Raw genomic sequence first — 12,589 nt, 5'->3', positions numbered from 1 at the left:
AGTCGCCTGCGCAAATTTATTGATGTAGATCAAAATCCTCCAGATTGGTCGTGCTTGTACGCATTTAGCGATAGCAATGCGGCATTGTTTTAAAGGTACTGGTTGCCGGCGGCGCTTAGAGCCTATCCCGGTAGGGAGCGTCTTCTGCTGGCAGCGCATCAGGAGCGCGGACAAGGCGTGAGGAGGACGCGTGGCGAGCCACGCGACGACGAGCAACGCAGTCCCCGCTTCTGACGGGCGCCAGCAGGGGATGTATTCATCTACCGGGATAGGCGCTTAATCCACGCCCGCCGTCAGGGGCCGCAGGCTGCCCACGGCGTAGCCTTGCGCGTAGTCGATGCCCAGTTCGCGGATGATGGCCAGGGTGGCGTCGTCTTCCACGTATTCGGCCACCGTTTGCAGGCCCATCACGTGGCCCACTTCATTGATGGCTTTGACCATGGCGCGGTTGATGGCATTGGTGGCGATGTCGCGCACGAAGACGCCGTCGATCTTCAGATAGTCGACGGGCAGGGCCTTCAGGTAGCCGAACGAGGAAAAGCCGCTGCCGAAGTCGTCGAGCGAGAAGCGGCAGCCCATGGCCTTGAGCTGGCGCATGAATATTTGCGCCTTGGGCAGGTTGGCGATGACGGCCGTTTCCGTGATCTCAAAGCAGATTTGCTCGGGCGCAATCGCGAATTGCACGAACTGCTCGGTGATGTAGTCGTGCAAGCCCGTGTCGGCCAGCGACATGCCCGACAGGTTGACGGAATACAGGGCCGGTGCGCGGCGCCGGCTTTCGGCCAGCGCCTCGAGCGGCGGCAGGCTGTCGCGCACGCTCTGGATATGCGCGCAGACGGCGCGGATGACCCAGCGGTCGATGGACAGCATCATGTCGTAGCGTTCGGCGGCCGGGATGAAGGCGCCGGGCAGGATCAGGTCGCCCTTGCTGTTGCGGATGCGGATCAGCACTTCGTCGTGGTGTTCCGGATTGTCGCGCAGGTGCACGATGGGCATGGCGTACAGGCGGAAATAATCGTGCGTGAACGCTTCGTTCAGGCGTGAAATCCACAGCATTTCGCCATGCCGCTGCGCCAGCATGACGTCGGACTCCTGATACACGTGCAGGCGGTTGCGGCCCTGCTCCTTGGCCAGGTAGCAGGCCTGGTCGGCGGCGCTCAGCAGCTCGCTCATGGATTTGCTGTCCTGGTTGATTTCCACGATGCCGATGCTCACGCCCAGCTCGAAGCTGCGTTCATCCCAGGCGAAGCGGAATTCGCGGATGGATTGGCGCAGCTGTTCGCCGATCTGGCGCGCATGCTCGAGCGGACAGTGGGGCAGCAGCACGCCCAGTTCGTCGCCGCCCAGGCGCGCCAGGATGTCGCTGTCGCGCATGCGGCCCTGCAGCATCTTCGCCAGCAGCTGCAGCAGCACGTCGCCGGCGCCGTGGCCGCAGGTGTCGTTGATGACCTTGAACTGGTCCAGGTCCAGGTACAGCAGCGCATGCGTGTGGCCGTCCTGCTTGGCCGTGTGCAGGGCGCCGGCCACCAGATGCTCGAATTCGCGCCGGTTGATCAGGCCCGTCAGGGCGTCGTGCGTGGCTTGCCACGACAGCTGCTGGCTCAGCTTGCGTTCGTGGCTGACGTCGCGAAACACGACGACGGCGCCGAGGATCTCGCCGTCGCGCGACCAGATCGGCGCGGCCGACTCCTCGATGGCGATGCGCCGGCCTTCGCGCGTGACCAGTTGCGAGCGGGGGGAAATGCCGATGGCCTGGCGCTGTTGCAGGCAGCGCATGGCCACGTGCTCGAGCGCTTCGCCCGTGCGTTCGTCGGCCAGCGGCATGGTCTGGCCGATGTCCATGCCCCGCGCCATGTCGTTGCTCCAGCCCGTCAACTGCTCGGCTACCCGGTTCAGGTAGCGCGTCTTGCCCTGCGGATCGGTGGTGATGACGCCGTCGCCGATGGAGCTGAGCGTCACTTCGGCCAGTTCCTTGCGCTCGGCGATCATCAGCTCGCGCGCCATGTGCTCGGTGATATCCCAAATGATGCCCAGGGTGCGTTCGGGATGCCCGGCGTCATCCATGAAGACGTGCGCCTTGGCCGCCAGCCAGTGTTCGCTGTCGTCGGGCCAGATGACGCGGTATTGCAGGGCATAGCCGGCGCGCCGGCGCACGCCGTCCTGCAGCACGCTCAGCACCTTGTCGCGGTCGCTGGCGTGCACGCAGTCGAGAAAGACGCGGAACGGCTGCGTCAGCGGGCGCTCCTCCAGGCCCAGCAAGGTGGCGCCCTTGGCCGACCAGCTGACCGTGCCGTCGATGACCTGGCCATCGACGATGCGCGAATCCCAGATGGCCATGTGCGCCGCCTCCAGCGCCATCTGTAAACGTTTCTGCTGGTCGCCCATCATCCCCTCCCGACATGGATACTGGGATAGACGCGGCGCCGGCGTTTAAGTTCCCGGCAGCTCGGCCGGCGCGGTGGCCGCGGCGCGCGCCACGTCGCGCACATTCTTTTGCACGGCCACGGCTGCAAACAGGCTCAGCAGGAATGCCATGGCATAGAACCCCTTCTCGCTATTTTGCAGATTAGCGTTCCACAGGCCCACAGTCAATAACAGCAAGGCCAGCAGCACGGAAATCCAGCACAGGCCAAAGTAAATCCCCGTCACGCCGATGCCTTCGCTGCGGTCGCGCACGGATTTTTGCAGCGAGATGGCGGCGAACAGGCCGTACATGAGGATCGTAAAATAATAGCCCTTCTCGTTGAGGGCCATGCTGGCGTTCCACAGGCCGGACAGGTAAGTGACGATGCCGATCAGCAATGCCGCCCAGGACGCGCCGATGAAGGCGCTGCTGGGGCGTGGGGCGGGGGAAGCATGCATAGGGTCTCCATGGGCAGCGGGCGCCGCCGGCATGGCCGGGGCGGCAGGCACGGATGCGCCTGCCGCCCCATCAGACCAGAAAGTTTATTTGCTGGGCTTGATCATGCGCAACAAAGCCGACACGGCGGTGACGCCGGCCAGCACCAGGCCGCCGGCGATCAGGCCGGCCACCGCGTTGATCAGGCTGGGCGTGACGGCCGCCAGCACGGGGCCGATGCCGGCCACGCCGCCGACGGCCTCTTCCGCATGGTGCAGCATGGCGCTGGCCCACGGCCAGCCGTGCGTCAGGATGCCGCCACCCACCATGAACATGGCCAGCGTGCCCACCACGGACAGGAATTTCATCAGTTTCGGCGCCGCCGACACGAGCATGCGGCCAAAGCCGCGCACGCCATCCATCAGCGCGCCCGCACCCTTGCGCGCGGACAAATAAAAGCCCGCGTCATCGAGCTTGACGATGCCGGCCACCAGGCCATACACGCCCACCGTCATGAGGAGGGCGATGCCGACGACGACGGCCACCTGCTCGGCGAAGGTGGCCGCGGCCACCGTGCCCAGCGCGATGACGATGATCTCCGCCGACAAAATGAAATCGGTGCGGATGGCGCCCTTGATCTTGTCTTTTTCCAGCGCGACGAGGTCGACCTGCGGGTCGCGCAGGGCCTGCGCCAGCTCGGCCTTGTGGCTGTCGTCCGGGTGCAGGTATTTGTGCGCGATCTTTTCGAAACCCTCGAAGCACAGGTAGGCGCCGCCCACCATCAAGAGGGGCGTGATGGCCCACGGCGCAAACGCGCTGATGGCCAGCGCGGCGGGCACGAGGATGGCCTTGTTCTTCAGCGAGCCGACGGCGACGGCCCAGACGACGGGTAGTTCGCGCTCGGCGCGCACGCCGGCCACTTGCTGCGCGTTCAGGGCCAGGTCGTCGCCGAGCACGCCGGCCGTCTTCTTGGCGGCCACTTTGGTCATCAGGGAAACGTCATCGAGGATGCTGGCGATGTCGTCGAGCAGGGCCAACAGGCTGGAGCCGGCCATCTCAGCGCGCTCCCACGGTGGCGACAGGAAATTGTGGAGCGAGGAAAGTGTTGTTTTTCATGGTGTTGTTCTTGGTTGTACGGCAAGGGATGGCGTCGGTAAGGCGTGACTGCGATCTTACCCCAGGGCGGGCCGGCAAGGCCGCACTGACCGGGTTAAAATTGCCTCTTGCCACCATTTTTTTGGGAAACCGCATGCACTTCGCCACCTGGATCGCCTTTGTCTTCGCCGCCACCATCATTGCCGTCTCGCCGGGATCGGGCGCCGTGCTGTCGATGTCGCACGGCCTGTCGTACGGGGTCAGAAAGGCCAGCGCGACGATTCTGGGCCTGCAGCTGGGGCTGCTGGTGGTGCTGGGCATCGCCGGCGCCGGCGTGGGTTCGCTGCTGCTGGCCTCCGAAGTGGCGTTCAATATCGTCAAGACGGTGGGCGCCTTTTACCTGATCTACCTGGGCCTGTCGCAATGGCGCGCCAAGGTGGCCGTCACGGGCGACCTGCATGCGGACGCCGTGGTGCCTTCTATGGGCCGGCGCGTGCTGACGGGCTTTCTGACCAATGTGACGAATCCGAAAGGCATCATTTTCATGGTGGCGGTGTTGCCGCAATTTATCAGCCCGGCAGCGCCGCTGCTGCCGCAGCTGCTGATCCTGGCCGTCACCATGTGCACGATCGACCAGATCGTCATGCACAGCTACGCCTTTTTAGCCTCGTCGATGCAGCGCTTTTTCCGCGACGCGCGCGCCGTGAAAAAGCAGAACCGCTTCTTTGGCGGCTTGCTGATGGCCGTCGGCGCGGCCCTGTTCTTCGTCAAGCGCGGCAGCCAGGCGGCATCCTGAGCCAGGGCAATATGCAAATCAAGATGCAAACATTTGTAAGCCCGCTTGCGATGCCGGCACGATGCGGATGTAATCGGTAATATGTCTTCCTTGTAAGTCCTGCCTGGAGCGCTGCCATGCGTCCTACCCTGTCTTTCCCCCTCCTGAACGCCGTGTGCGCCGTGCTGCTGTCGTCGGCGTGCGCCTTCGCCCTGGCGCAGGACCCGCCCGCCCGCGTGGGCCGCATTTCCACCGTCGAAGGGCAGGTGCTGGTGCGCGCCGGCGATGGCGACGCGCAAAACGCCCTCTTGAACTGGCCCGTCACGACGGATAACCGCTTGACTACCCTGCGCGGCGCGCTGGCGGAATTTCGCGTGGGCGCCGCCGCCGTGCGCCTCGATGGCGATTCCGAGCTGGAAGTGAGCGAACTCGATGACGACAGTTTCAAGCTGCACCTCGGCCATGGCACGGTCAGCGTGCGCGTGCGCAATCCCGATGCGCTGCGCGGCTTCGAGCTGACCACGGCCCAGGCCCGCGTGAGCCTGACCCAGCCGGGCTGGGTGCGCATCGAGGCGGGACGCCAGCCCGGCACCAGCGTCGTCAGCGTGCTCGACGGCGCGGCCGACGTGGATGGCGCGACGGGCAGCGTCACCTTGCGTGCCGGCAAGCGCGCCGAGCTGACGGATGAGGAATTGCGCACGGGCGCCGTGCAGCGCGTGGCGTTTGACAACTGGCCCGAAGCCTTGCCCGCCGCCGCGCCGGCCTTGCGCTATGTCACGGACGATACCACCGGCTACGAAGAGCTGGACCGCTACGGCGCCTGGCAGGACGATGCGGAGTACGGCCCCCTGTGGCTGCCCAGCGCGGTGCCGGCCGGCTGGGCACCGTACAGCGACGGGCGCTGGACGTGGATCGCGCCGTGGGGCTGGACCTGGGTCGACAATGCGCCGTGGGGCTACGCGCCCTCGCACTACGGCCGCTGGGTGCTGCTGGGCCACCGCTGGGGCTGGGCGCCGGGCCGCGAGCGCGTGCGCGCGCCTTGGGCGCCGGCCGTGGTGGGCTGGGTCGGCGGCAACCACTGGCAGCAGCACGGCCAGCGGCCGGGGCCCGGTGTCGGCTGGTTCCCCCTGTCGCCGCACGACCGCTATGTGCCCGGCTACCGCGCCAGCGCGGACTATGAGCGCCGCATCAACCGCGTCGCCGAGGGCCGCCGCCCGATCATGGGTGAGCGCGAACGCCGTGCCGGCATGAGCATGCTGCCGGGCGAGCGTTTTGGCGGCGCGCGCACGGTCGACGTGCCGCGCCGCAACCGCACCACCATGCCGCCGCCCGTCATGCAAAGCTTGCCGCTGAGCACGGCGCCTGCGCCGGCCGGGAACTGGCAACGCCCCGTTGAGGCGCCGCGCGGCGACCGGGAGTCCCGGCGCGATTGGGTCAACCGCCCTGGCCGCCTGCAGACGGACGATGGCCAGACGCACCTGGCGCCCCGTCCCATGCAGCCCAACCGGCCGCCCGTGCCGGCGCAGCCGCAACAGCCGCCCGTGCCGCAACAGCCCGTGATGCCCGCGATGCCGGCCTTGCCCCCGGTGCAAGACCATGTGGCCCGTCCCGGCTGGCGTGGCGAGGAGCGGCCCCGCGCCGATTGGCCCCGCGCCGAACGTGGCCCCCGCCGCGAAGTGCTGCAGACGGCGCCGCCGCCATCCTTGCCCGCCCCGCCACCCGTGGCCGCCCCGCGCCCTGCGCCGCCGATGCCGGCCCCTGCCGCGCGTCCGGCCCAGGAGGCGCGCAGCGCCGAGCGCGCCAATCCGCCCCGTGAACGCAACAATGAGCGCAACAACGAGCGCGGCGGTCCCGGCCGCAATGGCCGGATGCAGGAAGTGGAGCGCTGAGAGCGGCGGCGCTCCCGTCTGTCGCGCCGTATCGACGTTCAAGCCGCAAAATGCGCAGTTCGTCACATGCCGGAGGCAAAGCCGCCGTATTTTGCTTACAGTACGACCACTGCTTATCCTCCAAGTGACAGCACGACTTTTCCGGCTATTTTGTCTAAACGAAATAGTTTTCCGCCAGCTTACCCAGCTGGCTTTTTTTTTGCGCCAGGCCGGCGTCATGGCGGCGGGCGCATCCGCCCCCAAAGTTGGCTACAATACGTCTTTATGCAGCCGCCGCGCGATAAGCGCTGCCTGTTCTGACCGGCACTGATTGGATTTCCCATGCAAACGACCCCACCGACCGAAGTGACGATTCCTCCCAGCGAATCGCTGATCGAATATCCGAGCGACTTTCCCATCAAGATCATGGGCCCGACGCATGTCGATTTCGCGCCGACCATGCTCGAGCTGGTCATCAGCCACGATCCCACCTTCCACGCGGGCCGCATGGAAGAGCGTCCATCGGGCAAGGGCAATTACACGGGCCTGACCGTCACCGTGCGCGCCATCAGCCGCGAACAGCTCGACGCCCTGTACATGGCGCTGTCGGGCCACCCGATGGTGAAGATCGTCATGTAAGGCTGGCTGCCGCCACGCTGGCCCGGCTCTTCGTGAGCAGCCAGACGGCGGCAAAGGCGCCACTGGCCGCCGCCGTCACCCACAGCAGCGGTTTTTCGCTGCCGTCCGTGATGGCGGCGATGACGGCGCCGCAGGCGGCCGTGATCGCCATCTGCACGAAGAAGAACAGGCCCGAGGCGCTGCCCGCCTGGGCGCCATACGGCTGCAGCACGGCCAGCTGGCAGGCGGGAATCGCCATGCCCACCGACACCATCACCAGCAGCATGGGCGCCACCAGCGACGCCACGTGCTGCGGCGCCAACGTACCCGCCAGCAACAGGCTGGCCGCCCCCGCCACATTCAGCAGCACCGCCACGCCCAGCATGTGATCGGCGCCCAGGCGCGGTCCCAGCGCGCGGAACAGGCTCGACCCCGCGATATAGCCGCTTACCGTCAGCCCGAACACCAGCGCATACGCGCCAGGCGACAGGTGCATGCCCCTTTGCAGCAGCACGGACGATTCCGCGATGAAGGGGAAATACGTGCAATACACACAACCGATGGCCAGCGCATAGCGCAGGAAATATCTGTCGCCCAGCAGGCGGCGGTACAGGGCCAGGGTATTGCCTTGCAGCACGACGTCGGCCGGTTTGGTTTCCGGCACGTATGCGGCGATCAGCCACAGCGACAGCGCACCCAGCAGGCACAGCACGCCAAACACGGCGCGCCAGCCGAACGCCGCGTCGAGCACGCTGCCGGCCAGCGGCGCCAGGATCGGCGACAGGCCCATCACCATCGAGATTTGCCCCAGCATGCGCGCCTGCGTGGCGGGATCGAAGCGGTCGCGCACCATGACCCGGCCGATGATGGTGCCGCTGCAGCCGCCGAACGCCTGCAGCACGCGCGCGGCGATCAGCACGTGCACGTCGGAAGTCACGGTGCAGACGATGCTGGCGAGCACAAAAATGCCCGTGCCGGCCAGCAGCACGGGCCGGCGTCCGTAGCGGTCGGCCAGCGGCCCGCAAGCGAGCATCGAGGCGGCCGAGCCGGCCATGAACAGGCTCAGGGTCAGTTGCAACTGGGCATCGCTGGCATGCAGGGCATCGGCCATGGCCGGCAGCGAAGGGAGATAGATGTCGATGCTGATGCGCGACAGGCAGACCAGCAGCAGCACGATGCCGCCCCAGGCCCATACAGCGATGTGTTTCTGCATTGTTTTATACGATCCTTGCAAACGTGCGCCCCGCTGGCGCACCGGAACGGTGAGAATAGGATGGTTGTGGTGTAATGCGAAGTGCCACTCATCAGAAAACGCATTGGACCACTTGGACGATTATCATGCCGCGAGGAAAATCACCACACGCCCTGGACTTGCCTCGCCCCACCAGCTGGCTCGACAAGGCAGGCGTCAACAAGCAGGATGGCGCGTATGAAGCGCTGCGCTCGGCCATCCTGACGAAGATGCTGCCGGCGGGCAGCCGGCTGCCATCGAGCCGCACCCTGGCGGAACGGTGGGAGTTGTCGCGCGGCACCATCGAAACCGTGTTCGACCGCCTGCACGCGGAAGCGTACGTGACGCGCGTGCCCGGTTCCGGCACGCGCGTGTGCGCCGTGGTGCCGGAGCGCTTCCTGATGGCGGGTTTCGGCGATGCCGCTCCGGCCGCGCCGGCCAGCGTGCCCGCGCCCGCCCCGGACACGGGCGTGCGCGACGGCTTGCCCTTCGTGGCGCGGCGCGCCGACGCCAGCCTGTTTCCCATGGCCGCCTGGTCCAAATGCGCCACGCGGGCGCTGGCCGCCGCCACGCCGGAGCAGCTGTGCAGCGCCGATCCGGCCGGCTTGCCCCAGCTGCGCCAGCAGATTGCCGATTTCCTCGCCAAGTACCGCGGCATCCGCTGCGATCCGCACGACATTGTCGTCACCACCGGCATCCGCCACGCGATCGACTTGCTGGCGCGCGGCATCGTGCGCGCTGGCGACAAGGTGTGCCTGGAAGAACCGGGGTACCCGGCCGCGCGCGCCCTGTTCGCCCTGGCCGGCGCCGTGCCGGTGGATATTGCCGTCGATGCCGAGGGCATCGATTGCGCCGCGCTGGCCGCGCAGACGGACGCCTGCCTCGCCTACGTGACGCCGGCGCACCAGTCGCCGCTGGGCGTGACCATGTCCGTCACGCGCCGCCTGGCCTTGCTGGAATGGGCGAACGACAGCGGCGCCTGGGTGGTGGAGGACGATTACGACAGCGAATTCAATTACCACAGCGCGCCGCTGGCGGCCCTGAAGGCGCTGGACCAGTACCAGCGCGTGATTTATTGCGGCAGTTTCAACAAGACCCTGTTTGCCGGCCTGCGCGTGGGCTTCATGGTGCTGCCGCCCGCCCTGCGCCCGCAGCTGCTGCGCATCGTGCAGTTGACGGGCCGGTCCGTGGGCGTGACGGAACAGCTGGCGCTGGCCGCCTGGATGGAGGAAGGCGCCTTCGTGCGCCATCTGCGGCAGGCGCGGCTGGCCTACAAGGAGCGGCGCGACCTGCTGCTGGCCTGCCTCGAGCAGCTTGCCCCCGGGCGCTACACGATTTCCGGCCAGCAGGCGGGTTTTCATTGCGTGCTGTGGCTGCCGCCCGATGGCGACGAACGGGCATTTTGCGCGCGCGCGGCGCAGGAGGGCCTGGCGCTGCAGCCGCTCGGCGATTTTTGCCACAGCGCCAGGCTGGCGCCGGCCGTGCTGCTCGGTTACACGGCCCTGAGCCTGGCCCAGGTGCGCTACGCTGCACAAAAATTGGGCAGCTTGCTGCTGTCTCCGGCGCCCGCGGCTGAATGAAACGGCGGCCTGGCTTATAATCACGGCTTCGCCGCAGCGTCCGCAGGGCGCCGGCAGCTGATTACAGAATCTGTCATGACCACCACCCGCACCGAAACGGCGCTGATCCGCGAGCTGGGCCGCGTCGATTACGAGCCGACCTTTGCCGCCATGCGCGCCTTTACCGACGCGCGCACGACCGACACGCGCGACGAACTGTGGATCGTCGAACATCCGCCCGTATTTACTTTGGGCCTGGCGGCCGACCGCGGCCATCTGCTGGCCGGCGCCGAGAATGTGCCCGTGGTGCAGACGGACCGGGGCGGCGAAGTGACGTTCCACGGCCCCGGCCAGGTGGTGATTTACCTGCTGATGGACTTGCGCCGCAACAAGCCGGGCGGCAAGCTGTATGCGCGCCAGTTCGTGCATAAAATCGAGCAAGCCATCATCAACGTGCTGGCGGCGTATAATCTCGCTGGCGAGCGCATCGATGGCGCGCCCGGCATCTATATCGCCGGCGGGCCAGACAAGGGTGCGAAGATCGCCGCGCTGGGATTGAAAGTGCGCGGCAATGGCTGCACCTACCATGGCGTATCGCTCAACGTGGCGATGGACCTGGCGCCGTTTTCCTGGATTAACCCTTGCGGCTATTCCGGCCTGAAGACGGTGGACATGCGCAGCATGGGCGTCGCGGCGCCGCTGGCCGAGGTGCAGCGGGCCCTGGCCCATGAATTGACCGTATTACTCGATGTAAGCGAAGTAAACAGCGCCGCAGGCGCGCCTCAGGCAGCGGATGCCTGAGCAAACAAACCAACATGCCCGTCAAGGGCTTGCAGCCATGACTTCTGAGACCATTTCCAGCACCGCCCCCGCCGCTCCCGCCTACAACCCGAGTGAAAAGCAAAAAGGCGCCAGCAAGACTTCGCGCATCCCGATCAAGATCGTCCCGATCGAGCAGATCGAGCGCCTGAAAAAGCCGGACTGGATCCGCGTCAAGGCCGCTTCGGCTTCGACCCGTTTCTATGAAATCAAGGATATCCTGCGCGAAAACAAGCTTGTGACCGTGTGCGAGGAAGCCAGCTGCCCGAACATCGGCGAGTGCTTCGGCAAGGGCACGGCCACCTTCATGATCATGGGCGACAAGTGTACGCGCCGCTGCCCGTTCTGCGACGTGGGCCACGGCCGTCCGGACCCGCTGGACAAGGAAGAGCCGGCCAACCTGTCGAAAACCATCGCCAAGCTGCGCCTGAACTACGTCGTCATCACCTCCGTCGACCGCGATGACTTGCGCGACGGCGGCGCCGGCCATTTCGTCGAGTGCATCCAGCAAACGCGCGCCCTGTCGCCGAACACCCGCATCGAAGTGCTGGTACCCGACTTCCGTGGCCGCCTGGAAAAAGCGTTGAATCTGTTCAAGGATGGCTTGCCTGACGTCATGAACCACAACCTGGAAACGGCGCCGCGCCTGTACAAGGAAGCCCGTCCCGGCTCCGACTACATGCACTCGCTGAAACTGCTGAAGGATTTCAAGGCCATGTACCCGGACGTGAAGACCAAGTCCGGCATCATGGTGGGCCTGGGCGAGACGGACGAGGAAATCCTGCAAGTCATGCGCGACATGCGCGAGCACGACATCGACATGCTGACCATCGGGCAATACCTGGCGCCATCGAACAGCCACCTGCCCGTGCGCCGCTACGTGCACCCGGACGTGTTTAAAATGTTCGAGGAAGAAGCCTATAAAATGGGCTTCACCCACGCCGCCGTGGGCGCCATGGTGCGCAGCTCGTACCACGCGGATGAACAGGCGCACAGCGCCGGCGTGGAATCGGCGCTGAATTTCTAAGCACCTTGCGCCAGATCAAAGCCGCCCGCGATAGCGCTGGCGGCTTTTTTTTGCCTGATTGAAGTGATGTACAACATCCTGTACAATTATTGGCATGTACTTTCCATGGAGCGGTGGCACGGCATGAATATCCTGACTTTCAGCGAGGCGCGCGCGGGCCTGAAAAGCGTGATGGACGACGTCTGCAACGACCACACGCCCACGGTGATCACGCGCGTGAATGGCGAACACGTGGTGATGCTGTCCTTGTCGGACTACAACAGCATCGAGGAAACCCTGTATTTGCTGGGCACGGCCAAGAATGCCAGCCGGCTGATGGCGTCCGTGGCGCAGATCAAGGCGGGCAAGGCGCAGCCACGGGCATTGACGCGGCATGAAAAACCGGAAGACTGAAAACAAGCAGCAGGCGCGCGCCGCCGTGCTGGCCTGGACCGATCATGCCTGGGAAGATTATCTGTTCTGGCAAGAGCGCGACCTGAAAATCCTGCAAAAAATCAATGACTTGCTCGATGCTTGCCTGGCCGATCCGTTCAAGGGCACGGGCAAGCCGGAACCGCTGAAAGGCGACCTGACGGGCTTTTGGTCGCGCCGCATCGACCGCCAGCACCGGCTCGTGTATCTGCCCGACGCGGGCTGCATCTACGTGGCGGCCTGCCGTTATCACTATGATGACAAATAGGCATTGCCCAGCCGTACCGTAACGCGGTAACGGACGTGACGCGGCTATACTGATCAATGATGTTTTAAAAACATGATTG

Annotated in this window: 12 protein-coding genes; 8 read left to right on the top strand and 4 right to left on the bottom strand. The window is 65.7% G+C overall.

Going from position 1 to position 12,589, the window contains the following annotated elements:
- Positions 1–276: 276 nt before the first annotated feature.
- The 3 genes from AC0V2Y_RS02840 to AC0V2Y_RS02830 all read right to left on the bottom strand — a co-directional run bounded on the left by AC0V2Y_RS02840 (position 277) and on the right by AC0V2Y_RS02830 (position 3,894).
- The gene (locus AC0V2Y_RS02840; protein ID WP_475417238.1) at positions 277–2,388 is read right to left on the bottom strand and encodes an EAL domain-containing protein; all 2,112 of its coding nucleotides are present in this window, start codon (positions 2,386–2,388) and stop codon (positions 277–279) included.
- Between the two features lie 42 nt (positions 2,389–2,430).
- The gene (yiaA, locus tag AC0V2Y_RS02835) at positions 2,431–2,862 is read right to left on the bottom strand and encodes an inner membrane protein YiaA (RefSeq protein ID WP_475417237.1); all 432 of its coding nucleotides are present in this window, start codon (positions 2,860–2,862) and stop codon (positions 2,431–2,433) included.
- 84 nt (positions 2,863–2,946) lie between these two features.
- The gene (locus AC0V2Y_RS02830) at positions 2,947–3,894 is read right to left on the bottom strand and encodes a DUF808 domain-containing protein (protein ID WP_475417236.1); all 948 of its coding nucleotides are present in this window, start codon (positions 3,892–3,894) and stop codon (positions 2,947–2,949) included.
- Positions 3,895–4,088: 194 nt separating this feature from the next.
- On the opposite strand from AC0V2Y_RS02830, the gene AC0V2Y_RS02825 reads away from it, so the two are divergent.
- The 3 genes from AC0V2Y_RS02825 (at position 4,089) to AC0V2Y_RS02815 (ending at position 7,216) form a co-directional block, all read left to right on the top strand.
- On the top strand, positions 4,089–4,730 hold the full coding sequence (locus tag AC0V2Y_RS02825) for a LysE family transporter (RefSeq protein ID WP_475417235.1): 642 nt from the start codon (positions 4,089–4,091) through the stop codon (positions 4,728–4,730).
- Between the two features lie 116 nt (positions 4,731–4,846).
- Entirely contained in the window at positions 4,847–6,598 is a 1,752-nt protein-coding gene (locus AC0V2Y_RS02820; RefSeq protein WP_475417234.1) for a DUF6600 domain-containing protein, read from the top strand.
- 321 nt (positions 6,599–6,919) lie between these two features.
- Complete coding sequence (locus AC0V2Y_RS02815) at positions 6,920–7,216, top strand: DUF493 family protein (RefSeq protein WP_070257888.1); 297 nt, start codon at positions 6,920–6,922, stop codon at positions 7,214–7,216.
- Here AC0V2Y_RS02815 and AC0V2Y_RS02810 read toward each other — a convergent pair.
- The gene (locus AC0V2Y_RS02810; protein ID WP_475417233.1) at positions 7,209–8,408 is read right to left on the bottom strand and encodes a multidrug effflux MFS transporter; all 1,200 of its coding nucleotides are present in this window, start codon (positions 8,406–8,408) and stop codon (positions 7,209–7,211) included. The two genes, AC0V2Y_RS02815 and AC0V2Y_RS02810, sit on opposite strands and share 8 nt — an antisense overlap.
- Before the next feature lie 125 nt (positions 8,409–8,533).
- Between AC0V2Y_RS02810 and pdxR the strand changes: the two genes are divergently transcribed.
- The 5 genes from pdxR to AC0V2Y_RS02785 all read left to right on the top strand — a co-directional run bounded on the left by pdxR (position 8,534) and on the right by AC0V2Y_RS02785 (position 12,510).
- A complete protein-coding gene (pdxR, locus tag AC0V2Y_RS02805; RefSeq protein WP_475417232.1) occupies positions 8,534–10,006 on the top strand; it encodes a MocR-like pyridoxine biosynthesis transcription factor PdxR in 1,473 nt (490 codons plus the stop codon).
- 75 nt (positions 10,007–10,081) lie between these two features.
- Positions 10,082–10,786, top strand: coding sequence for a lipoyl(octanoyl) transferase LipB (lipB, locus tag AC0V2Y_RS02800; RefSeq protein WP_475417231.1), 705 nt, complete (start codon positions 10,082–10,084; stop codon positions 10,784–10,786).
- Between the two features lie 37 nt (positions 10,787–10,823).
- Complete coding sequence (gene lipA / locus AC0V2Y_RS02795) at positions 10,824–11,831, top strand: lipoyl synthase (protein WP_326459871.1); 1,008 nt, start codon at positions 10,824–10,826, stop codon at positions 11,829–11,831.
- 123 nt (positions 11,832–11,954) lie between these two features.
- Positions 11,955–12,224, top strand: a complete 270-nt coding sequence (locus AC0V2Y_RS02790; RefSeq protein ID WP_475417230.1) for a type II toxin-antitoxin system Phd/YefM family antitoxin — start codon at positions 11,955–11,957, stop codon at positions 12,222–12,224.
- Complete coding sequence (locus AC0V2Y_RS02785; RefSeq protein WP_099408225.1) at positions 12,205–12,510, top strand: Txe/YoeB family addiction module toxin; 306 nt, start codon at positions 12,205–12,207, stop codon at positions 12,508–12,510. Before AC0V2Y_RS02790 ends, AC0V2Y_RS02785 begins: the two co-directional genes overlap by 20 nt.
- Positions 12,511–12,589: the final 79 nt, after the last annotated feature.

The sequence above is a fragment of the Janthinobacterium sp. BHSEK genome, assembly GCF_056174685.1.
Note: the sequence above shows the minus strand (reverse complement) of the source record. Positions and strands in the feature narration are given on the sequence as shown.